21 protein-coding genes are annotated in these 26,963 nt (G+C 63.0%); 9 read left to right on the forward strand and 12 right to left on the reverse strand.

The features are described 5' to 3' along the window. Positions 1-231 precede the first annotated feature (231 nt). Entirely contained in the window at positions 232-1,203 is a 972-nt protein-coding gene (locus tag J2Y70_RS14075) for a mitochondrial fission ELM1 family protein (RefSeq protein WP_309918661.1), read from the reverse strand. A 127-nt stretch (positions 1,204-1,330) separates the two neighbouring features. On the opposite strand from J2Y70_RS14075, the gene J2Y70_RS14080 reads away from it, so the two are divergent. Both J2Y70_RS14080 and J2Y70_RS14085 read left to right on the forward strand, forming a co-directional pair. Next, positions 1,331-1,921 (forward strand): malonic semialdehyde reductase, encoded by a 591-nt coding sequence (locus tag J2Y70_RS14080; protein ID WP_309918664.1) that lies wholly within the window; start codon positions 1,331-1,333, stop codon positions 1,919-1,921. 88 nt (positions 1,922-2,009) lie between these two features. Further along, entirely contained in the window at positions 2,010-2,648 is a 639-nt protein-coding gene (locus tag J2Y70_RS14085) for a YceI family protein (protein ID WP_309918667.1), read from the forward strand. Between the two features lie 361 nt (positions 2,649-3,009). Here J2Y70_RS14085 and J2Y70_RS14090 read toward each other — a convergent pair whose 3' ends face one another. From J2Y70_RS14090 to J2Y70_RS14130, 9 genes are all read right to left on the reverse strand, one after another. Next, complete coding sequence (locus J2Y70_RS14090) at positions 3,010-3,450, reverse strand: hypothetical protein (protein WP_309918671.1); 441 nt, start codon at positions 3,448-3,450, stop codon at positions 3,010-3,012. A gap of 22 nt (positions 3,451-3,472) precedes the next feature. Then, complete coding sequence (locus J2Y70_RS14095; RefSeq protein ID WP_309918674.1) at positions 3,473-3,727, reverse strand: hypothetical protein; 255 nt, start codon at positions 3,725-3,727, stop codon at positions 3,473-3,475. A 9-nt stretch (positions 3,728-3,736) separates the two neighbouring features. Continuing rightward, positions 3,737-4,720 carry a radical SAM protein gene (locus J2Y70_RS14100; protein WP_309918676.1) on the reverse strand — a complete coding sequence of 328 codons (984 nt, stop codon included), beginning with the start codon at positions 4,718-4,720 and terminating at the stop codon, positions 3,737-3,739. An 8-nt stretch (positions 4,721-4,728) separates the two neighbouring features. After that, a complete protein-coding gene (locus J2Y70_RS14105) occupies positions 4,729-4,995 on the reverse strand; it encodes a hypothetical protein (RefSeq protein WP_309918679.1) in 267 nt (88 codons plus the stop codon). 248 nt (positions 4,996-5,243) lie between these two features. Further along, positions 5,244-6,035: a siderophore-interacting protein gene (locus J2Y70_RS14110; protein WP_309918682.1), complete on the reverse strand. Its 792-nt coding sequence runs from the start codon at positions 6,033-6,035 to the stop codon at positions 5,244-5,246. Positions 6,036-6,113: 78 nt separating this feature from the next. Next, entirely contained in the window at positions 6,114-6,530 is a 417-nt protein-coding gene (locus J2Y70_RS14115) for a PadR family transcriptional regulator (protein WP_309918926.1), read from the reverse strand. 1,024 nt (positions 6,531-7,554) lie between these two features. Then, the gene (locus J2Y70_RS14120) at positions 7,555-7,941 is read right to left on the reverse strand and encodes an STAS domain-containing protein (protein ID WP_263396973.1); all 387 of its coding nucleotides are present in this window, start codon (positions 7,939-7,941) and stop codon (positions 7,555-7,557) included. Beyond that, complete coding sequence (locus tag J2Y70_RS14125) at positions 7,938-8,378, reverse strand: ATP-binding protein (protein ID WP_309918686.1); 441 nt, start codon at positions 8,376-8,378, stop codon at positions 7,938-7,940. Before J2Y70_RS14125 ends, J2Y70_RS14120 begins: the two co-directional genes overlap by 4 nt. Continuing rightward, positions 8,375-10,282, reverse strand: coding sequence for a SpoIIE family protein phosphatase (locus J2Y70_RS14130; protein ID WP_309918929.1), 1,908 nt, complete (start codon positions 10,280-10,282; stop codon positions 8,375-8,377). Before J2Y70_RS14130 ends, J2Y70_RS14125 begins: the two co-directional genes overlap by 4 nt. Positions 10,283-10,551: 269 nt before the next feature. Here J2Y70_RS14130 and aceE point away from each other — a divergent pair, with 269 nt between their 5' ends. The 4 genes from aceE to J2Y70_RS14150 all read left to right on the forward strand — a co-directional run bounded on the left by aceE (position 10,552) and on the right by J2Y70_RS14150 (position 21,777). Next, entirely contained in the window at positions 10,552-13,242 is a 2,691-nt protein-coding gene (aceE, locus tag J2Y70_RS14135) for a pyruvate dehydrogenase (acetyl-transferring), homodimeric type (protein ID WP_309918689.1), read from the forward strand. A 474-nt stretch (positions 13,243-13,716) separates the two neighbouring features. Next, positions 13,717-16,797 (forward strand): BPTD_3080 family restriction endonuclease, encoded by a 3,081-nt coding sequence (locus J2Y70_RS14140; protein WP_369011099.1) that lies wholly within the window; start codon positions 13,717-13,719, stop codon positions 16,795-16,797. A 1-nt stretch (position 16,798) separates the two neighbouring features. Further along, complete coding sequence (locus tag J2Y70_RS14145) at positions 16,799-19,699, forward strand: DNA methyltransferase (RefSeq protein ID WP_309918695.1); 2,901 nt, start codon at positions 16,799-16,801, stop codon at positions 19,697-19,699. Continuing rightward, positions 19,699-21,777 (forward strand): UvrD-helicase domain-containing protein, encoded by a 2,079-nt coding sequence (locus tag J2Y70_RS14150; protein ID WP_309918698.1) that lies wholly within the window; start codon positions 19,699-19,701, stop codon positions 21,775-21,777. Before J2Y70_RS14145 ends, J2Y70_RS14150 begins: the two co-directional genes overlap by 1 nt. Positions 21,778-21,950: 173 nt before the next feature. Here J2Y70_RS14150 and J2Y70_RS14155 read toward each other — a convergent pair whose 3' ends face one another. Both J2Y70_RS14155 and J2Y70_RS14160 read right to left on the reverse strand, forming a co-directional pair. Continuing rightward, entirely contained in the window at positions 21,951-22,214 is a 264-nt protein-coding gene (locus J2Y70_RS14155) for a hypothetical protein (protein ID WP_309918701.1), read from the reverse strand. Positions 22,215-22,373: 159 nt separating this feature from the next. Then, positions 22,374-23,186: a hypothetical protein gene (locus J2Y70_RS14160; RefSeq protein ID WP_309918704.1), complete on the reverse strand. Its 813-nt coding sequence runs from the start codon at positions 23,184-23,186 to the stop codon at positions 22,374-22,376. A gap of 356 nt (positions 23,187-23,542) precedes the next feature. Between J2Y70_RS14160 and J2Y70_RS14165 the strand changes: the two genes are divergently transcribed. The 3 genes from J2Y70_RS14165 (at position 23,543) to J2Y70_RS14175 (ending at position 26,904) form a co-directional block, all read left to right on the forward strand. Then, a complete protein-coding gene (locus J2Y70_RS14165) occupies positions 23,543-24,142 on the forward strand; it encodes an XAC0095 family protein (protein ID WP_309918707.1) in 600 nt (199 codons plus the stop codon). Positions 24,143-24,570: 428 nt separating this feature from the next. Continuing rightward, positions 24,571-25,059, forward strand: a complete 489-nt coding sequence (locus J2Y70_RS14170) for a hypothetical protein (RefSeq protein WP_309918710.1) — start codon at positions 24,571-24,573, stop codon at positions 25,057-25,059. A 27-nt stretch (positions 25,060-25,086) separates the two neighbouring features. Then, positions 25,087-26,904, forward strand: coding sequence for an XVIPCD domain-containing protein (locus J2Y70_RS14175; RefSeq protein ID WP_309918712.1), 1,818 nt, complete (start codon positions 25,087-25,089; stop codon positions 26,902-26,904). Positions 26,905-26,963 lie beyond the last annotated feature (59 nt).

Consider the following 26,963-nt stretch of genomic DNA (forward strand, 5'->3'; position numbering starts at 1 on the left):
TGAAGCCGCTCCTACACAGGCACTTGGCGATGCGGGAGCCAAGATGCTGCTCGTCAGGACTGAAGTCCCTCCCACAGTGCATTCAGGACGCCGGCCGCGATTCCTTGTGGGAGCGACTTCAGTCGCGACGAACGAAGCGGTGTACCCGACGGCTCTGGAACAAGTCGATCGGCACCCCATCAGACGAGCGCATACACAGCACCTCGCCGCAGCGGACGAACGGAGCGGGCGTTACGCCTCGTCCAGGCCCAACATCGCGCGCAGCTGCGTGGCGATGCGCGCCGTCTCGCGCAGTGGCGTACAGGCAGCGCCGATGTCGCCGGGCACCGTTTCGTCCAGGCGGCCGCGCGCGCGCAGCGCCGCATGGAAGTCGCGCGCCCGGCCGCGTGCCAGCGTCGGCATCGCTACGCGCACCGGCACCCGCGTCGCGCACGCCTCCGACAGCAGGTTCACCGAATCGGGCGTGCAGACGACGCGTTCGGCCCAGCCCAGCATGCCGGCATACGGGTTCGGGCCATCCTGCTCACCGCACCAGACCAGCCCCGGCACGCCGGCGAACGCACTGCGCAGCGCGGCGGCCACCGCGGGCGGCGTGCGTCGCGAGGTGCTGGCGAGCACGCTGCCGCCGCTGTCGCGCAACTCCGCGGCCAGTTGCCTGAACAGCGCCGCCGCCGCGTCGGCGGTCCACGGCGCCAGCGCGGCGGGACCGCCGACCAGCAGTGCAGTGCGCGGCGACGGCAGCGCGCCGAACGCCGGGAACGCCGCGCGCGCAGTGGCCAGCCAGGCATCGTCGACCGGATGCAGGCTGCCGAGCAGGGTGAGCACGTTGTCGCCACGCAGGCGATCGTGGTCGGGCACCACCACCACATCCCAGTGCCGCGGCGGCAGGCGCGGATCCAGTACCTGCACCACGCGGCTGCCGCGCGCGCGCAGCAACCGCGTCGCCAATGCCGCCTGGCGGCCGCAGCCGATCGCCAGCGCCGGCGGTTGCCGCAACAGGTCGGCAAGGCCGGGGCCGTAGGCGTGCGCCGCGCCGGGCAGCCGCCGCGGCGCCAGCCAGCGCCAGGGCATGTGCGGGTGCAATACCAGCGACGCGGCGGGCGTCGCCGCGTCCCGGGCCAGCGCGGCGGCCAGTGCCTCGGCCTGGCGCGCATTGCCGGCGCGACCATCGCTAATCGCCCAGAGCGCGCCCGATCGTTTCACGTTTGGTAGTAATCCGTTGCATTGCGGCTGGGTGTTGCGGCTATCGTGCCACTCTACACTGGCCGTCTTGCGCCGAGACCGCCCCCTGGGGCGCCGGCGTCCCACTGAAGACAAAAGGAATGCCCGCATGTCCGACGCCCTGCACGACGCCGCCCTGGATCAGCTGTTCCGTACCGCCCGCACCCAGAACGCCTTCCGCGACACGCCGGTCGGCGAAGACACCCTGCGCGCCCTCTACGACCTGCTGAAGTGGGGCCCGACCGCAGCCAACGGCAGCCCGGCGCGTTTCGTGTTCGTGACCTCGGCCGCGGGCAAGGAGAAGCTCAAGCCCACGCTGTCCGAAGGCAACCTGGCCAAGACCATGGCCGCGCCGGTGACGGTGATCGTCGCCCACGACGAAGACTTCCATGAGAAGCTGCCGTACCTGTTCCCGCACGCCGATGCCAAGAGCTGGTTCGACGGCCCGCGCGAAGGCCGCAGCGAATCGGCGTTCCGCAACGGCTCGCTGCAGGGCGCCTACCTGATCCTGGCCGCGCGTTCGCTGGGCCTGGATGCCGGCCCGATGTCGGGCTTCGACAACGCCAAGGTCGATGCGGCATTCTTCGCCGGCACCGCGATCAAGTCCAACTTCCTGGTCAACCTCGGCTATGGCGATCCCACCGGCCTGTTCCCGCGCCTGCCGCGGCTGAGTTTCGACGAGGCCGCGCGCATCGAGTAAGCCGCAACAGATCCGCTTCATCCTCACACCGCTGTACCTGCGCTTGCCGCAGTTTCCCAACCACCGATTTCCCAGGAGCTCCTCGCCCATGAACAAGACCCGCAAACTGCTGCTTCCGCTCGCCCTGGCGCTGGCCGTCGTCGTCGCCCAGCCGGCCACCACCGCCTTCGCCGCGCCGGCCGCAGCAGCCGCCACCGCGATCAAGGGCGCCACCGGCACCTACAAGCTGGACCCGACCCACACCGACGTGCTGGTGCAGTGGAACCACCTCGGCTTCTCCAACCCCACCGCGCACTTCGGCGACGTCGACGGCACCCTGGTCTACAACGCCGAGAACGTGGGCAAGTCCAGCGTCCAGGTGACCCTGCCGCTGTCGGGCCTCAACAGCTTCACCGCCAAGTTCGACGAGCACCTGAAGAGCGGCGACTTCTTCGACGCCGCCAAGTTCCCGACCGCCACCTTCAAGAGCACCAAGGTGAGCGCCGCCGGCACCAACAAGCTGAGCGTGGCCGGCGACCTGACCATCAAGGGCGTCACCAAGCCGGTGGTGCTGGCGGTGACGCTCAACGGTGCCGGCCCGCACCCGATGAAGAAGGTGCCGGCGCTGGGCTTCGACGCCTCCACCACGATCAAGCGCAGCGATTTCGGCCTGGGCGCGTACGTGCCCAACGTCAGCGACGAGGTCAAGATCCGCATCACCACCGAGGCGCTGCAGGACGCGAAGTAAGCCTGCGCTCTGAGGTGAAGGCAGTGGCCTGAACTGGCCGTCGCTTTCGAGGAAAACGCCCGCCATCCGGCGGGCGTTTTCGTGTGTGCCCTCGCGGCGCGACATGTTGGCCCCGCTGGCGGGAGTGCGCGGTGCCCGCGCGCAGCCGCAGGTGTTTCGGCTGCCTGCAGTCGGGACTGAAGTCCCTCCCACAAGGAGCGATGCGTTTTGTGGGAGGGACTTCAGTCCCGACGCATGACCCTATGGCTTCCGCATCGCCAAGCGCTTATGTAGGAGCGGCTTCAGCCGCGACCGGAGAATGAAGCGGTCGGATCGATCGAGCCAAGAAAAGTGAAACGTTGTCACCGCCGTCTGGGAAGACTCACACGGCCTGTTCTATCGACAGCGCATAGACCTGGACGCCATACCGGGTAAAGATCGCGGTGGTGTCGCTGCCGATGTTCATCTGTTCCAGTGGCGTGCCATTGGCATCGGCAAGCACGAGCGAATAGATCGGCCCGAACCGAGAGGCCATGTCGGTGGGTGTGATGCGCACACGATAGGTGTCGTTGCCCTTGAGGGCGATCGGGTCTGAAAGCTGGCCCGGGATCAGTTGCAGCTCCGCCGGCAGTTCACGTAGGTCGCCGAACAGCTTCACCGCAAATACCTGAGTTTCCGGCAGCGCCAGGTGTGCGGAGCGGGCCGACGTGCCAGCGTGGGCGAGGTCCGATGCGTTTCCTGCCACAGGCACGATCGCGGCGACTGCACTGGCGGCAGTGCCAATCAGGAAGTTGCGGCGGCTGTCGTTCGTGCGCGTCGTCATGCTATCCACCTGTCAGTGAGGGTCAGCCCTGGCCAGGGCCTGGGGTCGGTGTGAAAAAACACTTGCCTTGGTTGTTGCAATTGGTGTTGCTGCCCAATGAACAATCCTTCGTGTTCGTGCAGGATGGATTGGTGCCATTGCAGACCTCGTTGGTGGCCATCGGCCCGAAGCGCTGCGTTGCCAGCGCTTCGATTGCCGACGCTGTATCGGGATCCCCGAACTGGATCGCTGCATCCTTGTCCAATGAAATCCTGTCTGGGCTGATGCGGAGCGGCATGGGTCCTCCTCAGGCGCGCGGCAGGCTGGCGAGCGGGCAGCCCAGCGTCTGTTCGGAAAGGTCGGAAAAGCCGCTCATCCATCGGCGCAGCTTGTCGTTTGCTACCTCGACCGTTCCATCGGAATGGAGTCGCCCTAGATCGTTGCGGTCGTCGTTCAGTGCCACCGTGCATTTGCCGATGCGGCCGTTGGCGCGGATCATGAGCGAGTTGGGCTTTGCGGCGTAGCAGATGTAGCCGTCCAGGTGTTCTTCGGAGATCGCCTTGCCTGATCCGGTACAGCCGTTGCCCTGGTCGGTAATGAAGGCAATCGCCTCCAGATACCGATCGCGCGGCAAGACCGTCTCCTTGATCGTGCTGGTCGCGCTGAGGTTGGACACCTTGTGGAAATAGACCGAGAACCGGCCGTCATCCAGCAGTTCGCGCTGCAACTTGCCGTAGAGGCGTTTGACGGACGCGATGTTGTCCTGGTGAACATGCAGCCTGAGCGAAACGGAAAAGTTTCCGGACAGTGCGCGATACGCGATGAGGTTGGACCAGATCTTCTCGAACGTGGCGCCCTTGTTGGCCGTGATCCGGGTTTTGTCGTGCCAGTCGGCGTCGCCGTCCAGGGTGATCTGGAATTCTCGGTGACGCAGCTCGATGAGCTGGCTCAGCAGATCCGGGGTGAGCAGGTAGCCGTTGGTGGTGAAGCCTGCGCTGAACTGGACATCGTGACGCTCGCATTCCTGGTGCGCATGGTGGCCGATGTCGAGCACGGTCCCCAGCGCCAGCAGCGGTTCGCCGCCGAACCAGGAGATGTTCAACCTGTCCAATGTCGAGGCGCGCCTGGAAATCAGTTGCTTGATCCCGCCCACGACGGCAGGCTGCATGCGCCCGATCGCGAAATCCTCATAGCAATAGGTGCAGCGGAAATTGCACTTTTCCGTCGGAAGAAGAATCAAGGAAAGAATGCGCGGAGATAGCGCCTCCGCCACGGTCGCGTCGCTTAACATCGCGTCCCTCAACCGCCAGGGGTGGGTTGGCGGACGAGGCAGACGCCAACATTGGAGGCCTTGGAACAGTCGCCGGTATTCGTGCAGGTGTAGTTGGTGCCGGAACACGTGCCGGAATTCGTACAGTTTCCGGCGTTCTCACCCATTGGGCGAATCGTCCCGCGTGTCGCGGACGCAATGGCAGCGGCACGCAGCCGGTGGTTGTCGAAATGGAGGGATCCGTCCGGATTCAACGTAATGCCGCGCGGATCTATAGTGTGGAACGCTTTGTCCATGTGCGCTGTCCGTAATCGTTCGCTGCATCCAAGTCGCCAGCGACTAAAAAATCTAAGGAAGCCTCACATGCTGTTTTGTGACGAGTCTCACTTTAAGAAGTGTTGTCTACATTTGCTGCTGTGATCTTTGCTCGCTACTTGGACTGGGCAATGATGCTGGCGTGCTGATACAGCTTTAGGAGTCGGAAAGCATCTGCTGCTGGTTCAGCGCATGCATGCAGGCTCGAAGCTCTCTACTGCTGGCGCCATTAGCCCTGCTCCTCGCGCCCCGACTTCCAGTACCCTGTCGCGCGGATCCAGTCCCTGGGCACGTTGAGGCGGCCTTCGACGAACTTGCGCATCATCCGGGCGCGTGCCGATTCGCAGGCGATCCAGTAGAACGCGTCGCCGTCCGGCGCCTCGAAATCACGCAGTGCGTCTTCCAGCAGTTGGCTGCCGAGCACAGGCACGCCGTTGCGTTCCAGCCAACTGACGCGCACCTGCGCGCGCGAGGGCAGCGCCTGCCGATCGGCGGTGCCGGCGATCTCGATCAGGGCGTGCACCCGGGCGCTGGCCGGCAGTTCCTCCAGCCAGCGGCCGATCGCCGGCAGCGCGGTCTCGTCGCCGATCAGCACGTAGGCGTCGTAGTCGTCGGCCACGACGAACGAGCCGCGCGGGCCGCCGACCACCAGCGGGTCGCCCGGATTGGCGCGCGCCGCCCAGCGGCAGGCCGGGCCGTCGCCGTGCAGCACGAAATCCAGGGTCAGCTCCTGCGCCGCCGCGTCGTGGTGGCGCGGCGTGTAGTCGCGCGCCGGCGAGGGCGCGGCGTCGGCCGGGTAGACCGGGCCGCTGTCGGTCATCGTCGGCAGCACGAACGCGCTGTCGGCGTTGGGGAAGAACAGCTTGACGTGATCGTCGGGGCCGGCGCTGACGAAGCCGTCCAGCTCCGGGCCGCCGACCACGATGCGGCGCATGTGCGGGGTCAGCGGCTGGGTGCGCAGCACCTGCAGCTGGCGCATCTTCAGTGGATGGCGCAGCAGGCGGTTTTCATGGGGGGTCATGCGAAATCCTTTGGGGAAAGGGTGGCGGCGCGGTGCGCCTGCATAGAAGAAGGAAAGGCGGTAGAGCGCGGGCAGGTTTCAGTCATCGCCGTCGCGCTCCATGCCGTCGGCGGCCTCCGACAGCAGCTGCGCGACGCGGGCGATTTCCGCCTCGGTCCAGCGGCCGTGGCGCGCCAGCAAGGCGTGCTTGATCCGGCGCATCGCCTCGCGCACCGGTGCCGGCACGTTGGCGCGCACCAGCGCGCGGGCGCTGTGATGGGTGCGTTCCACTGCCGCATCCAGCTGCGTGCGCTGCGCCTGCACGAAGGCGCGGCCATCGGCGGTGATCGCGTAGCGCTTGCGCCCCGCATCGGCGTCGGCCTGCACCAGGCCCTGCGCCTCCAGTTGCGCCAGGGTCGGGTAGACGGTGCCGGCGCTGGGCGTGTACAGGCCATGGAACAGATCGGCGACCGCGCGGATCAACTCGTAGCCGTGGCGCGGCTGGGTCTCGATCATCGCCAGCAGCAGCAGGCGCAGGTCGCCATGGCCGAGCGGGCGCCCGCCACGCCCGCCGCTACGGCCCTGCGGGCCGCGGCCGGGGCTGTCCTCGTCGAACAGGCGGTGCGGGTGGCGGTGGCTGGAATCGGTCGGGCGCGGCATCGTTTCGATATGTCTAAGTTTTGCGAAACGATATATCGAATCTAGTCTGCGGGCAAGGCAAGAGCGGTGGGTGGGGCGAATGGAATGGGCGCGCGTTCAGTCAGGGGCTGCTCACCGATGCGGCGCGTTCGGGATGGTCGAACGGATTCAGTTGGTCGCGTCGCGACTGAAGTCGCTCCCACAACAAGCGCGAGGCTGGAGCACCCGGCGAGCTGGTCGCAAGCTTTTTGTAGGAGCGGCTTCAGCCGCGACAGGGTGTCTCACTCGGTCAAAGGGTTTCAGTTCCCTGTCGAAGTCGAATCGCCTTCGGTTGCTGTCGGGACAGAAGCTCCCACAGTGCAGCGAGCCAGCACTCCTAATTGTGGGAGCGACTTCAGTCGCGACGCGCGTGGCGGCATATCTAGCGCTTGCAGATCCTGTCGGGGCTGAAGCCCCTCCTACAGAAGCGGGCGCAAGGATCCACCAAGCGCCCTCTGTAGGAGCGGCTTCAGCCGCGACAAGGTGTCCACTCGGTCGACCGGCTTCAGTTCCCCTGTCGAGTCGAATAAGCTTCGTTTGCTGTCGGGACTGAAGTCCCTCCTACAGCGCAGCGAGCCAGCACCTCGAGTGCCTACATGTGGGAGCGACTTCAGCCGCGACGCGCGCGGTGTGAATATTGCGCGCTTGCAGATCCTGTCGGGGCTGAAGCCCCTTCTACAGAAGCGATGCACGCTCCAGCAGATACCCCTGTAGGAGCGGCTTCAGCCGCGACAAGGTGTCCTGCCCGGCGGACCGGCTTCAGCTCCCTGTCGAATCGATCGGCTTCAGAAGCAGTCGGGACTGAAGTCCCTCCGGCAGTGCACCCAACAGGCCACGACCCAACCGAACACCCGCGCCCAACTCAGCCGCCATCCCCATCCTCAAGCACCCTGCGCTGCATCTCGTCCAGGTACTCGTCCAGCTCCTGCACCGAGGTGAAGATCTCGTTCAACGGCACCGCTTTGACCACGTCGAACACCTTGCGGATCTGCGGTTGCGGGTTGACCACCAGCACCCGGCCCTCGCGCGTGGCCAGCACCTTGCGCGCCTTGAAGATCGAGCGGATGCCGGCGCTGCTGATGTAGTCCAGGTGCGACAGGTCCAGCACCAAGGTGGTGATCTGCGTGGCCAGCAGCGGGGCCAGCGCCTCGTCCAGCGCCTGGTAGGTGTGCGTGTCCAGGCGCCCGCTGAGGGTGATGCGCTGGCGCCTATCTTGCGTCGGTTCGATCTGCAGGCTCAACGTGGTCATGCGGGGAACTCCTGGGGGATGGGGTCGAAGGGCTGCAGCAAGGTGATGCGCACGACGTTGCGGCCGGCGTCGTGACGGTAGTCGATGTGGTCGGCCAGCTGCCGCACCAGGTGCAGGCCGAGGCCGCCGATCGGGCGCTCGGCGATGTCCGCGTCCAGGTCCGGCATTGGTGCGTTGCGCAGGTCGAAGGCCGGGCCGCTGTCGTGGAATTCCAGCACCAGCGCGCCGCTGTCCACCTGCAGGGTCACCTCCACCGGCGGCTGTTCGCCGCTCAGGTGCCCGTGCTCGAGCGTGTTGCAGGCCAGTTCCTCCACGATCAGCCGCGCCCGGTGCACGTGCTCCAGGACCACGCCGTGGCGCAGCAGCGCGGCTTCCAGTGCGTCGCTCAGCTGCGCCAGCGTGTCCAGCGCCGGCACCATCTGCAGCCGTAGTTTCATGTGCTTGCCTCCCGCGTCGGGTCCTGGCGCAACCGGATCGCCAGCAACGTAATGTCGTCGGACTGCGGTGCGCCTGCGGTGAACGCGTGCACGTCGGCCAGCACCCGCGCGCATTGCGCCTGCGCGTCGATGCCCGGCCGCAGCGCCGCCAGCAACCGCGCTTCGCCGTACGCCTGGTCCTGCGCGTCCATCGCTTCGGTGATGCCGTCGGTGTAGCTCAGCAGCGTGGCGCCGGCGGCCAGGCGCCCGCGCACCACCGGGTAGCGCGTCTGCGGCTCGATCCCCAACGGCGGGCCCGATTCCACCGCCAGCAGCTGCACCTGGCCGTCGGCGCCGAGCAGCACCGGCGGATCGTGGCCGGCGCTGGACAGCCAGTAGTCGCCGCTGTGCACGTCGATCAACCCGCACAGCACGGTGGCGAACATGCAGGTGTCGTTGCCGTCCACCATGCGCTGCGAGGCCGCGATCAGGATCGCGTCCGGCCGGGTGTGGCGGCGCGCGGCCACTTCCAGCACGGTCATCGCCCGCGCCATGAACAGCGCCGCCGGCACGCCCTTGTCTGACACGTCGCCGACCACGAACCACAGCAGCCCCGGCTCGGTCTCGAAGAACTGGTAGAAATCCCCGCCGACCATCGTCGCCGGCTCCAGCAGCGCGTAGGTCTCCAGGTGCTTGTGCGCGCTGTCGAAGGTGCGCCCGTCCGGCAGCATCGCCTGCTGGATGTCGCGCGCGATCGACAGCTCGCTCTGCATCCGCTGCCGCGCCTGCGCCAGCGTGGCGATCTCTTCCAGCTGCAGCTTGATCGAGCCGCGCGCGCGGTCGAACGCGCGCGCCATCACCCCCACCTCGTCCTGCCGCTCCACGTGCCGCAGCGGGTAGTCGAACTCGCCCTGGCTGAAGTGTCCCGCCGAGTTGGTCAGGTCCTCGATCGGTCGCGCCAGCCGCAACGTGTAGCGGCGCAGCAGCCACAGCCACAGCAGCAGCGCGGTGCCGCCGCCCAGTCCCACCCACAGCGCGATGCGGTTGAGCCCGGCCAGGATGTAGCGCTCGGACACGGTCAGCGCGAAGGTCCAGCCGGTGTCGCCGACCGCCGCGCTCTGGGTCAGGTAGCGCTCGCCGTCGGGCGCGGTATGGGAAAAGCGCACCGGCCGGTGCGCGGCCACGGCGGCGGCCAGCGGCGACAGGTCCGGCCGCGCCCGCGCCACGTGCGCCTCCAGGGTGCGGCGGAAGCGCAGGGCCGGGTCCGGATGCAGCACGAACAGCCCATCCGGCGACAGCAGCATCGGCTGCAGCCCGGCGCTGGCCGGCAGCTCGCCGACGATGGTCTGCAACCGCTTCAGCGGCACGTCCACGCTAACCATGCCGATCGCCGGCGCCCCCGTATCGTCGCCGGGCAGGCGCAGCGGCAGGTTGTAGGTGGTGAGGAAATCGCCGCCGGTGGAGGCGTCGCTGTACGGCTCGGACCACCACGGTGCCGACGCCGCCAGCGTGCGCCGGTACCAGGGCATGCTGCGGTAGTCGAAGCCCAGCGCCTCGGCCGGCTGCTCGATGATCTTGCCGCGCGTGCGCCGCAGGTGCCAGGCGAAGCCGCGGTCGTCGCCCTTCAGCGCGCCCGGCTCGATCACCAGCAGCGCCCCGGCGATGTCCGGGTCGCCCTCCAGCGTGGCGTGCAGCAGGCTGCGCAGGTTGAACGGCTGGCGCCCGACCCCGGACGCGCCGGCGGCCAGGGTGCGGCCGCTCACCTGCACCGACCCCAGCGTCGCGTCCAGGCTGCGCGCGGTCTGCTGGGCCAGCCCGGCCACTTCCTCGCGCGCGTTGCGCACCACCACCTGGCGCGCGCCCAGGTAGAACAGCAGCGCCAGGCCCAGCAGCAACGCCACCTGGATCAGGCTGCCCCACAGCATCAGCCGGGTGCGCAGGCTGTGCCGCCAGGCGACCGCGGAAGCGTCCTGCACGGAGGATAGGGCGGCGATGGCGGCGCTCCGCGGGAGTCGGCCACGATCATAAGCGCAGCCGCGCCCCGCCGCGCATCCATGGCCCGCGCTGTCCCGGGCCAATGTGACAGTGCGTTCCATACGCTGCCGTACGAGGTCCGGCGGGGTGGTTGCGCTACACTTGGAGGCTTCGAAAAACACATGCAATCGCGCGCGTGCGTGCGACCGACGGGAGCGCTATGAACTGGTTGAACGAGGTGCTGCAGAACGATCCGAACCCCACTGAGACCCAGGAGTGGATCGAATCGCTCAAGGCCGTCATCGATGTGGCGGGCCCCGAGCGCGCGCATCAGCTGCTGGAGGACATGGTCGAACTGACCCGTCGCTCCGGTGCCTACCTGCCGTTCTCGCCGACCACCGAGTACGTCAACACCATCGCGCCCGCCAACGAGGCCAAGAGCCCGGGCGATGCGGCCATCGAGTGGAAGATCCGCTCGATCATCCGCTGGAACGCCATGGCCACCGTGGTCCGCGCCAACCGCAAGCCGGGCGACCTGGGCGGCCACATCGCCTCCTTCGCCTCCAGCGCCACCCTGTACGACGTGGGCTTCAACCACTTCTGGCGCGCGCCCTCGGACAACCACCCGGGCGACCTGCTCTACATCCAGGGCCACAGCTCCCCGGGCATCTACGCCCGCGCCTTCCTCGAAGGCCGCATCAGCGAAGACCAGCTCAACAACTTCCGCATGGAAGTGGACGGGCAGGGCATCTCCTCCTATCCGCACCCGTGGCTGATGCCGGATTTCTGGCAGACCCCCACCGTGTCGATGGGCCTGGGCCCGCTCAGCGCCATCTACCAGGCGCAGTTCATGAAGTACCTGGAACACCGCGGCCTGATCGAGAAGTCCGACCGCAAGGTGTGGTGCTTCATCGGCGACGGCGAGTCCGACGAGCCGGAAACCCTGGGCGCCATCGCCCTGGCCGGCCGCGAAGGCCTGGACAACCTCATCTTCGTGGTGAACTGCAACCTGCAGCGCCTGGACGGCCCGGTGCGCGGCAACGGCAAGATCATCCAGGAACTGGAAGGCGTGTTCCGCGGCGGCGGCTGGAACGTCATCAAGCTGCTGTGGGGCGGCTACTGGGATGCCCTGCTGGCGCGCGACACCGACGGCGTGCTGCGCAAGCTGATGATGGAAACCGTCGACGGCGAATACCAGAACTGCAAGGCCTTCGGCGGCGCCTACACCCGTGCCAACTTCTTCGGCAAATACCCGGAGACCGCGGCCATGGTTGCCGGCCTGTCCGACGACGACATCTGGCGCCTGAACCGCGGCGGCCACGATCCGCACAAGGTCTACGCCGCCTACCACCAGGCGGTGAACACCAAAGGCATGCCCACCGTGATCCTGGCCAAGACGGTCAAGGGCTACGGCATGGGTTCCTCGGGCGAATCGCTCAACCCCACCCACCAGACCAAGAAGCTGGACGACGACGCCGTGCGCGCGTTCCGCGACCGCTTCAACATCCCGCTCAGCGACAAGCAGCTGGCCGACGCCGAGCAGGTGCCGTTCTACCACCCCGGCCCGGATTCGCCGGAAGTGCAGTACCTGCAGGAGCGCCGCGCCGCGCTCGGCGGCCACCTGCCGCAGCGCCGCCGCAAGGCCGACCAGTCGTTCACCGTGCCCGGCCTGGACAAGTACGACCGCCTGCTCAAGTCCAGCGGCGAGCGCAGCTACTCCACCACCATGGCCTTCGTGCAGAGCCTCAACATCGCCCTGCGCGACAAGGACCTGGGCCCGCGCATCGTGCCCATCGTGGCCGACGAAGCGCGCACCTTCGGCATGGAAGGCATGTTCCGCCAGATCGGCATCTATGCCCCGTTCGGCCAGAAGTACAAGCCGGTGGACGCCGACCAGCTGATGTTCTACCGCGAGGACCAGTCCGGCCAGGTGCTGCAGCAGGGCATCAGCGAGCCGGGCGCGATTTCCTCGTGGCTGGCCGCCGGCACCAGCTACTCGGTCAGCAACGTGCCGATGCTGCCGTTCTACATCTACTACTCCATGTTCGGCTTCCAGCGCGTGGGCGACATCGCCTGGCAGGCCGCGGACATGCGCACCCGCGGCTTCCTGCTCGGCGGCACCGCCGGCCGCACCACGTTGAACGGCGAAGGCCTGCAGCACGAAGACGGCTTCAGCCAGGTCATCGCCGGGTCGATCCCGAACGTGCGCAGCTACGACCCCACCTTCGGCTACGAAGTCACCGTGGTCATGCAGTACGGCATGAAGCGGATGATGCAAGAGCAGGTGGACGAGTACTACTACATCACCCTGATGAACGAAAACTACACCCACCCGGAAATGCCGGCCGGTGCAGAAGACGGCATCATCAAGGGCATGTACCTGCTGACCGACGCCGGCAAGCCCAAGAAGGGCGAACTGCGCGTGCAGCTGCTGGGCTCGGGCACCATCCTGCGCGAAGCCATCGCCGCCGCCGAACTGCTGGACAAGGACTTCGGCGTCACCGCCGACATCTGGTCCTGCCCCAGCTTCAACGAACTGCGCCGCGACGGCTTCGACGCCGAGCGCTGGAATCGCCTGCATCCGGAAGGCGAGCAGCGCAAGCCGTATGTGACCCAGCTGCTGGAAGGGCGTCAGGGTCCGGTGATCGCCGCTACGGACTACGTACGTGCCTTCGCCGACCAGATCCGTGCGTTCGTGCCGACGCACTACACCGTGCTGGGCACCGATGGCTTCGGCCGCTCCGACACCCGCGCCAACCTGCGTCGGTTCTTCGAAGTGGACCGGTACTACATCGCGCATGCCGCGATTGCGGCGCTGGCGAAGGATGGGAAGATGACCGGGAAGGATGTGGCTCGGGCGATCAAGCAGTACAAGATCGATGCGGAGAAGGCTAATCCGGTTGGGGTTTGATGGCTTGATGAGCTGACTACTATCCGAGAGGTGCGCTGGCTCGAGCCCAAGCCTTGATGCCGGAGTTTGTTTTAAAAGATGGGGCCCTCACCGCTGTGTAGGGCCTTTTTCTTTGCATTCGGGTTGTATGAGTAGTACTCAGTACATGCCAGCATCCTCCAATGCCGCGTGGCATGGTATTAGGGCCGGTACTAGAGTGCTCGTGTCAGTCTCTGGGGTGGATAGCCAGAAAGGGCGCCCGCCTTTCAGTGTTGCCTGCTGACGCCTTTGGTGTGAAAAACCAGTGCCAAGTCGCAGCGTGCTAGAGCCGGGCGGCGGATGCTAACGTCGAAAGTTTGCTTCGTCGCCCACTGGCTGATCTACTTCATGGCTCGGGGAAAATTATGGGGTTGGCTTGCTGGCATGCCTTCCTTTCAAATCGGGAAGCCCCACCCTAAGGGATGGGGCATCATGCTGGATCAAGGGATTAAAGAAGTGAATGACCAGTTTTTCAAGCAGCCTATTCTCAATTCTCCTTACGGCTACCCATCCCTGCACTGGGAGCTTGATGACGAGGGGCAACCCACCCAGCAAATCGTTGAGTCTCGCCGAGCGTCCAGCTTCATTAGCCCGATCCCAAAGCCACGCTGGCACCACGGTGAACAGGCAGCTCTTGCACTAGATGAAATCGAGAACTTGGCTGATGACGGCCAACGTTACCGCCATTCGGAACTGATCAATTCGGTCCGGCGCGAGGTTGACACCTGGCGTCGCTTGCCAGCGTCGCAGTGGCGCGTCACCGCTGAAACAGCTCGTCTGTTAGAGCACTGGCGCAATCATACGTTCGCAGGTATACGCCCGTTCTTCTGTCAGGTAGAAGCGGCCGAAACTGCCATCTGGCTGACCGAGGTCGCCCCGCAGCTTGGCAAGAACGGCGAGCGCTTCCTCGATCACCTGAAAAAGGCTAGCAACGATGCCAATCCAGGCTTGATGCGTCTGGCGCTGAAGCTGGCCACTGGTGCTGGCAAGACTACGGTCATGTCCATGCTCATTGCGTGGCAGACGGTCAATGCCGTGCGGCATCCACAGAGCAAGAAATTCACCCGTGGTTTCCTGCTGGTCGCACCTGGCCTGACCATCAAGGATCGTTTGCGTGTGCTGTTGCCCAATGATGCAGACAGCTACTACGCCAACCGCGAGATCGTGCCGCGCGACATGCTGGCCGATCTGGATAAGGCCAAGATTGTCATCACCAATTACCACGCTTTCAAGCCGCGCGAGCGAATGGAATTGTCCAAGGGCGGCCGCCGTTTGCTGCAAGGCCGTACCGGCAGCGAGCTGGGCACGTTGGAAACCGAGGGCCAGATGCTCCAGCGGGTCATGCCGGAGCTGATGGGGCTGAAGAACATTCTCGCCATCAACGACGAGGCGCACCATTGCTATCGAGAGAAGCCGCACGCTGCTGGGGACGACGACGATCTCGATAAAGATCAGAAAGCCGAGGCCGATGAGAACAACGAAGCAGCGCGACTGTGGATTTCCGGCTTGGAAGCCGTGAATCGCAAGCTGGGCCTCCAGCAGGTGATGGACCTGTCGGCGACGCCTTTCTTTCTGGCCGGCTCCGGCTATGTCGAGGGCACGCTGTTTCCTTGGACGATGAGCGACTTTTCGCTGATGGACGCCATCGAATGCGGCATCGTCAAATTGCCGCGCGTTCCTGTAGCCGACAACATCCCCGGCGCGGAAATGCCCATCTACCGCGAACTCTGGAAGCACATCGGCAAGAGGATGCCGAAGAAGGGGCGCGGCAAGAACGCCCAGCTAGATCCGTTGGCCATTCCGGTGGAATTGCAGACCGCGCTGGAAGCCCTATATGGCCACTATCTCAAAACCTACGAAGCCTGGAAGCAGGCCGGTATCAATGTGCCGCCATGCTTCATCGTGGTATGCAACAACACCGCCACTTCTAAACTGGTTTTCGACTACATCTCCGGTTTCGAACGCACTAACGATGATGACTCCATCACGCGCGTGCCAGGACGGCTGGAATTGTTTCGCAACTTCGACGAGCATGGCGAGCCCCTGGCTCGCCCGAACACGTTGCTGATTGACAGCGAGCAGCTCGAATCCGGCGAGGCGCTGGACGACAACTTCCGAGGCATGGCCTCCGACGAGATCGAACGCTTCAAGCGCGAGATCATCGAGCGCACCGGCGACCGTCGCCAAGCTGAGAACCTGAGTGACAGCGAACTGCTGCGCGAAGTGATGAATACCGTTGGCAAGCAGGGCCGCCTGGGTGAGCAAATCCGCTGCGTCGTGTCGGTGTCCATGCTCACAGAAGGTTGGGATGCCAATACCGTTACCCACATCCTCGGTGTGCGGGCGTTCGGCACCCAGTTGCTGTGCGAGCAGGTGATTGGCCGAGCCCTGCGCCGCCAATCCTATGAGTTGAACGAGCGGGGCCTGTTCGACGTGGAGTACGCCGACGTATTCGGCATTCCCTTCGACTTCACCGCCAAGCCGGTCGTTGTCACTCCGCCCAAACCCCGCGAAACCGTCACGGTCAAGGCACTTCGACCAGAGCGCGACTATCTGGAAATCCGATTCCCTCGCGTGCAGGGCTATCGTGTCGAACTTCCAGAAGAGCAACTCGAAGCTGAATTCAACGACGACCACCACCTCACCCTGACGCCAGACATGGTCGGCGCAACCAAGACCCACAACGCCGGCATCATTGGCGAAGCGGTGGAGCTGGATATCAAGCATCTGGGAGACGTGCGCCAGTCCACCCTGCTGATGGAGCTGACCAAACACCTGCTGTTCCAGCATTGGCGTGATCAAGGCCAGGATGCACCTATTGCCTTGTTTGGTCAGCTCAAGCGCATCGTGCGCCAATGGCTAGACGAGTGCCTGGAATGCAAAGGCGGCACCCACCCGGCGCAGTTGATGTATCGAGAATTGGCGGACATGGCCTGCCAGCGCATCACCAAGGGCATTACCGCGAAGGAGCTGGAGAAAGGCCGGCAGGTCAAGGCCATCCTTGACCCATTCAACCCTACCGGCAGCACCGCGCACGTGCGCTTCAACACCTCTCGTCCGGGCAGCGAACGCTGGGAAACCCTCGGCGTGGAGAACCAGCCGAAGAATCAGGTCAACTTGGTGATCCTGGACAGTGGCTGGGAAGCTGAATTCTGCCGAGTCGCCGAGTCGCATCCCAAGGTGCTGGCCTACACCAAGAACCACAACCTCGGCCTGGAAGTTCCTTACCGCTTCGGCTCGGCCAACCGCATCTACATCCCGGACTTCATTGTGCAAGTGGACGACGGTCGCGGCAAGAACGACCCGCTGAACCTGATCGTCGAGATCAAGGGTTACCGGCGCGAGGACGCGAAGGAGAAGAAGTCCACCATGGACACCTACTGGATTCCCGGCGTGAACCACCTTGGCACACACGGTCGCTGGGCCTTCGTCGAGTTCGGCGACGTGTACGAAATGCAGGATGACTTCGCCAAAGAGGTCGAAGCGAAGTTCAACCAAATGATTGAAGCGGCTGCACCGGGAAACAAGGAATATTGAGATGGCAACCAAGAAAAACCAGAAGCCCGGCAAGAGTATCGAGCAGATAACGCATACCGAGGCCAAACGCAAGAACATTCCGACTGTCGAGCACCAGTCGGTGATGCAGCAGCACGAGCAGGCGCCAGTGCAAGTGGTCTACCCCCGCGCTAATCGGCAATGGCTGGAGGAACTGTGCGCATTGCATGACGCGGGAAAGGTCTCCCCGGGATTCCAGCAGCGGCTGAATCGCGATCTCGACCCGCAGCTCATCTGGCGCGGCAAGGACCAGCAAGACTGGTCAGATCTGGTCGTCAACGCGCCGCCGCTCTACATTCAGGAAAAGGTCAAACCCAAGGCGCTGATCGACGACCTGCGCCGCCAAACGGAAGAACGCCGCGAAGCCGCCGCGCCGCAACAGGACACGCTGGATCTGTTTGGCGACTTCAACGGTATGCCCGAAGGCGCGGACCGCACCGAGTTCTATCAGCATGAAGGCCACTGGCAGAACCGTTTCATCCTGGGCGACAGCCTGCAGGTGATGGCCAGCCTGGCCGAGCGCGAGGGGCTGCGGGGCAAGGTGCAATGCATCTATTTCGATCCGCCCTACGGCATCAAATTCAACAGCAACTTCCAGTGGTCAACGACCAGCCGCGACGTAAAGGACGGCAACGCCGAGCACATCACCCGCGAGCCTGAGCAGGTCAAGGCCTTCCGCGATACCTGGCGCGACGGCATCCATTCCTACCTGACGTATCTGCGCGACCGGCTGATAGTGGCACGGGATTTGTTGACGGAATCCGGCTCCATCTTTGTGCAGATTGGCGATGAAAATGTACATCGCGTGCGGGCGGTGATGGATGAGGTGTTCGGAGACGACAACTTTTGCAACCTGATTGCCTTCAAGAAGACCGGTGGACTCATCAGTGGTTTCCTTCCTTCAACTGGCGACTACTTACTCTGGTACAGCCGAAACAAGCACAAGGCGAAATTCCGACAGCCATACATCGAGAAGGCATATGGCGCAGACTCGGATTACCAGCATGTGCGCCTACCAAAACTCGAAGTGCGTAGGCTCACACGACAAGAAGCCGAGCAAGCTGACAGCCTTCCCGAAGGCTGGAAAGTCTTGCAAACTACTGCACTTGAGTCGGCGAATCCAACCTTCGACTTCAGTTTCCGAGGCAAAAAATATTCGCAGCGGTGGAAGACAAATTTGGTGGGCCTGAGCAGGCTCCAAAGGGCTGATCGTCTTTACGAGGCCACGAGCAAGCTACGCTACTTGCGCTACGTCGATGATTTTCCGGTGATTCCAATCATCAATAATTGGGACGATACCGGGTCCAGCGGCTATCGCGACGCGAACATCTATGTCGTCCAAACAGTTTCTAAGGTTATCGAACGCTGCCTGCTGATGGCATCCGACCCCGGTGATTTGGTGCTTGACCCCACCTGTGGCTCCGGCACCACCGCCTATGTCGCCGAACAATGGGGCCGCCGTTGGATCACCATCGACACCAGCCGCGTCGCGCTGGCGCTGGCCCGCGCCCGCATCATGGGTGCGCGCTACCCGTACTACCTGTTGGCCGACTCCCGCGAAGGCCAGTTGAAGGAAGCCGAAATCACCCGTAGCGTGCCGTCCAGTCAGCCCACCTACGGCAACATCGCCCACGGCTTCGTCTATGAGCGCGTGCCGCACATCACCCTCAAATCCATCGCCAACAACGCCGAAATCGACGTCCTCTGGGACAAGTTTCAGGCCGTGCTGGAGCCGCTGCGCGAAGCGCTGAACAACGCGCTTGGCAAGCAGTGGCAGGAATGGGAGATTCCACGAGATGCCGATGCCAAGTGGAGCGACGCCGCTAAAAAGCTGCACGCCGACTGGTGGCAGCGGCGCATAGCCCGCCAAAAGGAAATCGACGCCTCCATCGCAGCCAAGGCGGAATTCGAGTACCTCTACGACAAGCCCTACGAGGACAAGAAGAAGGTGCGCGTAGCTGGCCCCTTCACCGTGGAATCGCTCAGCCCGCACCGCGTATTAGGCGTGGACGAGGAAGACAACCTGATCGACCATGTGGCCGAGACCCAAGCCGAATACGGCCAAGACTTTGCCAGCCTGATCCTGGCCAACCTGCGCACTGCCGGTGTGCAACAGGCGCACAAGGCCGACAAGATCGAATTCACCTCACTGGAGCCGTGGCCTGGTGAGCTGGTCTGCGCCGAAGGTCGCTACCTGGAAAACGAGCAGGTGAAGCGTGCCGGCATTCTGATCGGGCCAGAATTCGGCACCGTCACCCGCGCTGACCTGGTTGATGCTGCCCGCGAAGCCGGTGATGCCAACTTTGAGGTGCTCATCGCCTGCGCTTTCAACTATGACGCGCCGGCCACCGAATTCAGCAAGCTGGGCCGTATCAACGTACTTAAGGCACGTATGAACGCCGACCTGCATATGGCCGAGGACTTAAAGAACACTGGTAAGGGCAACCTATTCGTGATCTTCGGCGAGCCGGATGTGGGTGTGCTGGACACGCAAGGCCGCAGCATCCGTAGATACGATGGCAGGCGCGACATTATCGAGGTGCCCGCCGATGGGCAACTGGTGGTGCGCATCAACGGCGTGGACGTGTTCCACCCCAGCACAGGTGAAGTCCGCAGCGACGGCGCAGACGGCATAGCCTGTTGGTTCCTGGACACCGACTACAACGAGGAGTCCTTCTTCGTCCGCCATGCCTACTTCCTCGGCGCGAACGACCCATACAAGGCTCTGAGGACTACCCTCAAAGCTGAAGTCGATCCCGACGCCTGGGCGACGCTCAACTCCGACACCTCGCGCCCTTTCCCGAAACCGAGCAACGGCCGGTTTGCGGTGAAGGTCATCAATCACCTCGGCGATGAGGTGATGAAAGTATTTAAGGTGAACTGATGGAATTCCGGATCGCCGATACGTTTACTACCAGTCTCGCCCGCTTGACCGGCGATGAGCAGAAGGCCACCAAGACCACCGCATTCGATTTGCAGGTCGATCCGACCGGCAAGGGTATGAGCTTTCATAAGCTCGACAGGGCCAAAGACCCGAATTTCTGGTCGGTGCGCGTCAGTCGCGATATTCGCGTGATCGTCCACAAGACGGCAGGCAGACTGCTGCTGTGCTATGTCGATCATCACGACCGGGCCTATCAATGGGCCGAGCGACGCAAGCTTGAAGTGCACCCGACTACCGGCGCGGCACAACTCGTTGAGATTCGCGAACGTGTCGAGGAAATCCTCGTTCCGAAGTGCGTCCAGGATCGTGCGTCGGCCATGCACCAGAAGCCGAAATTGTTCGAAAAATACGGTGATGCGCAACTGCTGGCCTATGGCGTGCCGCAGGAATGGCTAGCCGATGTAAAGGCTACCGACGAAGATACGCTGCTGGAACTGGCCGGCCACCTGCCGGGCGAAGCGGCCGAGGCCCTGCTCGAACTGGCGACTGGCGGTATGCCGGCGTTGCCGGAAGTGGCGAGCAAAGGAGCAGATCCATTCCAGCACCCCGATGCGCAACGCCGCTTCCGCGTCATGTCCGATATGGACGAGTTGGCTCGCGCCCTGGAGTATCCATGGGACAGATGGACAGTGTTCCTACATCCGGCACAGCGGCAACTCGTTGAACGGAATTACAACGGAGCGGCACGCGTGTCCGGCTCGGCGGGTACGGGGAAAACTGTAGTGGCTTTGCACCGCGCTGTGCATCTGGCACATAAAGATGAAGACGCACGCGTTCTGCTTTCCACGTTTTCCGATACGCTGGCCAATGCGTTGCGTGGCAGTCTGTACCGACTTATCTGGAACACTCCAAAGCTCGGCGAGCGTATCGACGTGGCCGCAATGGAGGCTGTCGGCATTCGCTTGTATTCAGCGGAATTTGGCAAGCCGGTATTCGCTAGCAGGGATGAAATTTCCGCCCTGCTGAAGGCTGCCGCCATGCAAGTCGATGGCCTGAAATCCAACGCTGCATTCCTGCTTTCCGAATGGGAGGACGTGGTAGACACCTGGCAGGTCGATGACTGGGAGAATTACCGGGATGCCAAGCGGCTGGGACGAAAGACGCGCCTGCCGGAGGCGCAGCGCGCCTTGTATTGGCAAGCATTCGCCCAAGCAAAGGCACAGTTGAAAAAATCTGGCAAGATCACTACCGCTGAAATGTTCGCCAGGCTTGGCGACGTTATGCCCAAGCGTAAGCATGCGGTATTCGATTACATCGTGGTGGATGAGGCGCAGGACATCAGCGTGCAACAATTGCGCTTCCTCGCAGCGATTGCCGGCAACCGCGCCAATGCGCTCTTCTTCGCCGGCGATCTCGGCCAACGCATCTTCCAGACGCCCTTCTCGTGGAAATCACTGGGGGTGGAAGTGCGCGGTCGTTCGCGTACGCTCAATATCAATTACCGCACATCACACCAGATTCGCTCACAGGCCGATCGTCTGCTCGGCCCGGAGGTATCCGATGTGGACGGAAACGTCGAAAGTCGCAAGGGTACTATTTCGGTGTTTAATGGGCCTGAGCCGACTGTCTGCAGCTATGCTGATGCCGAAGTGGAGAGCCAAGCCGTTGGCGGATGGTTGAAGCAATGTATAGCGAGTGGTGTGTTGCCGCGGGAAATCGGCGTATTCGTCAGATCCGAAAGTGAACTGCCCCGCGCGCAGGCGGCAATAAAGTTCGCTGGCTTGCAGTGTCGCGTACTGGGAAAGGAGATGGCGACGGAAGAAGGTTCGGTAAGCATCACCACCATGCATTTAGCAAAAGGTATGGAATTCCGCGTGGTCGCGGTGATGGCTTGCGATGATGAAATAATCCCTTCACAGGCGCGCATCGATATTGCCGCTGACGAGGTCGAGCTAACCGAAATTTATAACACCGAGCGCCAGTTGCTATATGTGGCTTGCACCCGTGCCCGCGATCAGCTGCATGTTTCGGCAGTGAAACCTGAGTCGGAGTTCATGCGAGACTTGATGCAAATTTAGTTAGTTCCCCTATGGCGCATCTCGTGCCTGAAAAAAGATGTCAGGTTTTTTCTTTTGAAATTCCCGATGGCAACGGTTCGATGCGTGAATCCACTGGCTTCATGCATCACCTCCGTCGATCTGAGCTCCATAGAAAAAATCGCGTGCAGTGATCGCATCGCTACTCTGATAAATCAATAGTGCGACCGAGAAGCCGAGAAGCCTTTTTCTGCTGGGCTGTGTGTTGCATGGAGCAAAAAGCCATTGGCCAGTGGTGATTGCTTCACTTCGTGCCAGGAATGCGCCGCATCCGCAGGAGGATCGAGCTTGATGCCGAACGCCGCCTCCATGCATGGATAGACTAGGTCCGTTGGCGCTTTCAGGGCGTCGGCATAGCGCAGCAGCCTGCGCTCCAGGTCCTGAACGCTGGTGTTGGCCGTGCTGGCGGCTGTAGCCATAGAGTGAGGTGCCTCACCGATCTTTACGAGAGTTCGAGCGCAAGCGCTTGGCAGCATGGCTGCAAGTGCCAGCAAGAAGAGCGCTCTTGATTGAGGCCTTTCCATGGCGCCTCGTTCTCGTGGTGTGCTAGCAAACGCTAGTGTCTGTGGCGGCGCGCGTCAAGTTGGCGTCGGCTTCGCGGTGCTCACATGTGCTGATGGTCTCTCGCCACCTGGGCGTGCGCTGGCGTGCTCAACGGCTTGTACATTGTTTTGTCGGTTTGCTTCGATGAGCAGTTGCTCATATCTCTGCAAGCGAACGTGTAGGCGGATCAGATGCCAGGAAAGCGCGTAAGCAAACAGCAACAAGAACGCGAGCACGCCCTGGATCGCCGTGATCTTGCTCAGCACGCTCCAATCACCCAGTCGCCAATCCTTGAATTGTAGATAGAGTGCTAACAGGAGCGGCATGATGCCCAGCTTCTCCATTCCGCCGGTAAACAAGCCCAAGCGCTCATGCATATTCGTCCGCCTGTCCCGGACGAAGGTCTCTCGCTGACGGCGCTGCTCCAGCGGAAACTTGCGCAGTGCAGTGATGATGCCTTGGTACTGATAAAAATCCTGCTCCAACTGCTCTGCTTGGGTGGCGTAGGGACGTCGAAATTCCTTTACTTCGCGTTTGAGCTGCAACGCAGCGGACAAGGCAAAGCCAACGATCTCAACCGCCAGTCCCGCTGCTGCAAAGGCGAACCCTGCCTTTCCATCCAGCACAGCGCCTAATAGCATGCCAAAACCTGCGCCCAAGAGCCCTATGATAAAACTCCAGCGCTCCACTGATCCTGCGCGGCTCTGATCGGTGATCTGCAAGTAGCGACTCATCACTACGGACAGCGAAGTAAAGCTGAGCTCGTAGAGTGCTGTGCTGTCTTCTGACTTTTTGGCAGGCGCTGCGGTCATTTCTTCCGTTGAGTTTGCCATTTTTTCTTTGAGCATCCAGGCTGAGTCTGTCTCCGGCTAGTATTCCGTAGCCACTGACACGGCGCTAGAGCAAGTCGATTTCCCAATGCAAGATTCTACAAATTGCTATTGACAGCTATGTATCGCGGTAGCACTCTCTACATCAAGGAGCGTCGAAACTCCTCTAGTAGCGGTACCCACCTCCGACAAACCGGTGGGTTTTTTGTGCCCGATGCTCGGGCGCAAGCCGACGCGATGCCTGCGTCGGGAGGGCGGCTAATACAACACCCTTCGGGGAAATACGCCCGCCGGCTACTAGCGGTTTCGAACCTCCCGACTTCCCGTCCGCCATGCGTGGCGGACGGGCCCCTTCATGGACCGAGGAGGCAACGATGTCGTACGACCGTTTGGACGATGAAGACATGCCCGGCTATTTCCTGCCGGAGGAGAGCCAGTTCCGGCTGGCGAAGCTGCGCGATCACGTGAGGTTCCTGGTCCGGCTGGCGCAGCCGCGCACGCCGGACGAGGAGCGTGCCGCCGAGCCCAAAGTGCGCATGGGCGAGCTGGCACTTTGTCTGGAGCTGTTGGCCGACCAGGCGGAGCTGGTGCTGGACGCGCTGTCCTATCCTGCGCAGCGGACCGACACGACGCACGGCGCCCGGCCCGCTGCCACCGTCGAGGTGGCGCCGGACGTAGGCGGCGGCGCCTTCCGTGTCACGCTGGCGCAGATCGACCGACTCACCCTGCTGGCCGAGACCGTCTCGGCCCATGCCCGGGCGGTGGCGGCCGGCGATGCTGCCGCGCGTGCCGGCCAGGCATTGCCAGCGGTGGGCGACACGCTCTGCGACGCGGCGAACGCGATGCGGGCGCTGCTGCAGCAGATCGAGCGCCAGCCGCTGCACGAACCAACGCCCAACGCCGTACGCGAGGAGCGGGCGGTCTATGCGGTGGAGTGGAGCGCGCCGCCTGCGGGAGGCGGGCGGCTGCATTGATCGCGGGTGGGATGAGGCACGGATGCGTCGCCGGAGAGGGCTGGTCTCGTGTTGCGGGGCCGGCCCTGGATGCAGCGAGCGTCAGTGCGCGGGCAAAGGGAGCGAGGCGCCAGAGGAATAAGCGGCCGTCATGCGATCAGCCAGCCCATCCATTGCGCCCCGGCCTATCCCGCGTTGCACTGCCACACCGGTGATCACCGCGTTCCGGTCCTGCGCCCGAGCGGCCTCTGGCTGGAGCAACTGGGCTTCGCCATCGGCAGCAGGCTGCAAAGCACCTGCCAGGGCGGTAGATAGGTGATGGAGCTGGCAAATTTTGATCGCGATTGACGTGGACGCGCAACCGGCGGTGGGCTATTTTCCACGTGGCTAGCCCACAACGTGGCGGCACGTGCCTAGGGCGCGTGTAGCCGTCCAAGCAAGGAGTGTGCATGACAACCAAGTTCTTCCGGGGCTTCCTCCTGACACTGGTTCTCATGACGGGGTGTACCTCCGTATCGGCTGGCGGCGAAGACGCCCTGCCGGAGAAGAGATCGCTATGCGAACAGTCACGCGGCTGGGGTGGCAGCGCATCGTCGGCAGCCAGTCAGATTGAGCCTCAGGTGTCTGAGGACGACAGCGGGCGCACCTATCGTTTCGATCTTGGCGGCCGCGGAGGAGTCCGGTCACTGGATGCCAGCTGTGGTTGGGGAAGCTACGCCGAGTGCGATATCAAAGTGCTTCAAGTTGACGGCGCGAGCTATCATTTCCCGGAAATGTCGACGTTCGGCCTATGGGAGTCGCAAGACAACCTTTATCTCCTTTATCGCATCGTTGCCCCCAAGGACGATGTGGCAGCTGGCAAGCGCCGAGTGGTGAGGGTGGGGAATCCCCCGCTTGAAGTCTGCAATGAGATTGGGGATTACTCGAACATCATGTAGTTGTGCTTTTTGATACGGAGATCATGCATGCCTATCGTCTATCGCCAACTCACCCAAGATCAGTACAACACGCTGACTGGTGATTTGATCAAGCTCACTGAAAGCTTGCACGCCCGGTCGCAGGACGTAGGGGATGGCCGGGCAACCATCGGCTATGGGTACACCTTCAATCGTTCCAACAATACCGAGATCTGGCGAGATTCGGGAGTCGGTCTCTCCGAAGCACAGTGGCGCCAGCTTGCTGCCATTGATGCTGCCGCCCCAGGCGACCGCACAAGACTGGGCTTGCAGTTCGACAGGACGCTCAACGCGGCTGAGGGCGATAGGCTGTTATCAGCGTCCATGCCTGAATATGAGCGCCCGATTGCTGGCTTGAACATGCCGATGTCGCAGGAACGCGCCGCACTGGTGTCGCTGGTCTACAACCGCGGCGCCGGGTCCTATAACGCCAACATGCAGCCGTTTCGGGACGCGGTTACTTCGGGGGATCGCGCCGAGGCCTGGTTCGAGATGCGGTACAACGCGTGGGGCAGTAACGCGACTGCCGAGGCCGGCTTGCGCAAGCGCCGCGTGATGGAAGCAGAACTGTTTGGCCTCTACAACGATCCCAACAACGTAACGCCCGAGGAGGCGTTGTCGACCTATGGCATGTATCAACAACACCGAGACCGCATCAATCGGGACGAGACACGATGGGGCGTTGACGTGGATGGAAATCCAGGCCGGCGCAACCTGATTGCGGAGGCGAACCGCGACTACGCCACCCTGTTGGCCGGTCGTGGTGAAGTGCAAACGCTGGCGCAGTCCTTGGAGCCTGCCCGCGTACGTCTGCTGTCCGACCTACGTGAGCAGCATCCGGAGATCGCGGACCGTTTGACGGAAAATGCATTCAATGCTGGTTCGATCTATGTCGATCCAGGCAGGGATTCAGCGCGTGTGGCGGTAGACGCCAACCATGCTGCCACGCTCGATGCGACCCGCAGCCGTGGTGGCAGTGAGGTCGCCAATAACGATCTGCTGTTGGGGCAGGGAGGAAACGACACGCTGATCGGAGGACAAGGAAATGACGTTCTGATCGGTGGAGGTGGCCGTGACGTGCTGCAGGGTGGCGCCGGTAATGACACGTATGTCGTTGGTGACGGCGATGTGGTCAGGGACGCCGATCGCAGCGGGCAAATATTCTGGAGCGGCCAGCATCTCACAGGCGGCATTCGGCAAGCAGAAGATCCAGAAGGTGTGTTTCGAAGTGTGGACGGTCAACATACCTACCATCTGGAAGGTGCTGATTTGTTGATTCGCAACGGACAGGGTCAAACCGTGACTGTCCAAGACTATCAACCTGGTAGCCTCGGCATCGAATTGGGTGAAGCGCGCCGACAGGATCGGGACAGGGCTTCGATAGCTGATCCTGATCTGCGTCACGTTGATAGTCGCCCGGTCTCTCCAGCGGATCAACGGCAGCCAGAGTCGCTCGCCGCAAATCCGCTGGTGGATCAAGCACGAAGTGCTGTGCATCGCTTGGATGCCTCGCTCGGCCGGGCGTCGGACGATGCCAGCGAACGGATGACCGCGAGCTTGGCTGGGTTGGCGCGAGAAAATGGCCTGACTCGTATCGATCACATTGTTCTGAGTGAGAAGACCGAACGACGTGCCGCCGGAGAGAATGTCTTCGTGGTGCAAGGTGCCTTGAACGATCCGGCGCACCTGCGTGCTCACATGAGTACCGAACAGGCCGTTGCTACTCCGGTGCAGGAGTCGATGCAACGGCTGCAAGAGCTGGAGCAACGACAGGCACTGGCTCAAACTCAGGAGCAGACCACACCGCACCGAACGATGGGAGTATAGGCCCGTTGCTGATGATTGTCTTTTGGGCTCTAGGTGCCGGGGCCTGGTAGGCCGTTAAA

Source organism: Xanthomonas sp. 1678 (genome assembly GCF_031455575.1).
In the GTDB taxonomy this organism is placed as follows: Bacteria; Pseudomonadota; Gammaproteobacteria; order Xanthomonadales; family Xanthomonadaceae; genus Xanthomonas_A.

Excerpts from the sequence above, each read along its gene's own strand:
- J2Y70_RS14080 (WP_309918664.1), top strand. The coding sequence starts at position 1,331 with ATGTCCGACGCCCTGCACGACGCCGCCCTGGATCAGCTGTTCCGTACC.
- J2Y70_RS14085 (WP_309918667.1), top strand. The coding sequence starts at position 2,010 with ATGAACAAGACCCGCAAACTGCTGCTTCCGCTCGCCCTGGCGCTGGCC.
- J2Y70_RS14090 (WP_309918671.1), bottom strand. The coding sequence starts at position 3,450 with ATGACGACGCGCACGAACGACAGCCGCCGCAACTTCCTGATTGGCACT.
- J2Y70_RS14095 (WP_309918674.1), bottom strand. The coding sequence starts at position 3,727 with ATGCCGCTCCGCATCAGCCCAGACAGGATTTCATTGGACAAGGATGCA.
- J2Y70_RS14100 (WP_309918676.1), bottom strand. The coding sequence starts at position 4,720 with ATGTTAAGCGACGCGACCGTGGCGGAGGCGCTATCTCCGCGCATTCTT.
- J2Y70_RS14105 (WP_309918679.1), bottom strand. The coding sequence starts at position 4,995 with ATGGACAAAGCGTTCCACACTATAGATCCGCGCGGCATTACGTTGAAT.
- J2Y70_RS14110 (WP_309918682.1), bottom strand. The coding sequence starts at position 6,035 with ATGACCCCCCATGAAAACCGCCTGCTGCGCCATCCACTGAAGATGCGC.
- J2Y70_RS14115 (WP_309918926.1), bottom strand. The coding sequence starts at position 6,530 with ATGATCGAGACCCAGCCGCGCCACGGCTACGAGTTGATCCGCGCGGTC.
- J2Y70_RS14120 (WP_263396973.1), bottom strand. The coding sequence starts at position 7,941 with ATGACCACGTTGAGCCTGCAGATCGAACCGACGCAAGATAGGCGCCAG.
- J2Y70_RS14125 (WP_309918686.1), bottom strand. The coding sequence starts at position 8,378 with ATGAAACTACGGCTGCAGATGGTGCCGGCGCTGGACACGCTGGCGCAG.
- J2Y70_RS14130 (WP_309918929.1), bottom strand. The coding sequence starts at position 10,282 with ATGCTGTGGGGCAGCCTGATCCAGGTGGCGTTGCTGCTGGGCCTGGCG.
- aceE (WP_309918689.1), top strand. The coding sequence starts at position 10,552 with ATGAACTGGTTGAACGAGGTGCTGCAGAACGATCCGAACCCCACTGAG.
- J2Y70_RS14145 (WP_309918695.1), top strand. The coding sequence starts at position 16,799 with ATGGCAACCAAGAAAAACCAGAAGCCCGGCAAGAGTATCGAGCAGATA.
- J2Y70_RS14150 (WP_309918698.1), top strand. The coding sequence starts at position 19,699 with ATGGAATTCCGGATCGCCGATACGTTTACTACCAGTCTCGCCCGCTTG.
- J2Y70_RS14155 (WP_309918701.1), bottom strand. The coding sequence starts at position 22,214 with ATGGCTACAGCCGCCAGCACGGCCAACACCAGCGTTCAGGACCTGGAG.
- J2Y70_RS14160 (WP_309918704.1), bottom strand. The coding sequence starts at position 23,186 with ATGCTCAAAGAAAAAATGGCAAACTCAACGGAAGAAATGACCGCAGCG.
- J2Y70_RS14165 (WP_309918707.1), top strand. The coding sequence starts at position 23,543 with ATGTCGTACGACCGTTTGGACGATGAAGACATGCCCGGCTATTTCCTG.
- J2Y70_RS14170 (WP_309918710.1), top strand. The coding sequence starts at position 24,571 with ATGACAACCAAGTTCTTCCGGGGCTTCCTCCTGACACTGGTTCTCATG.
- J2Y70_RS14175 (WP_309918712.1), top strand. The coding sequence starts at position 25,087 with ATGCCTATCGTCTATCGCCAACTCACCCAAGATCAGTACAACACGCTG.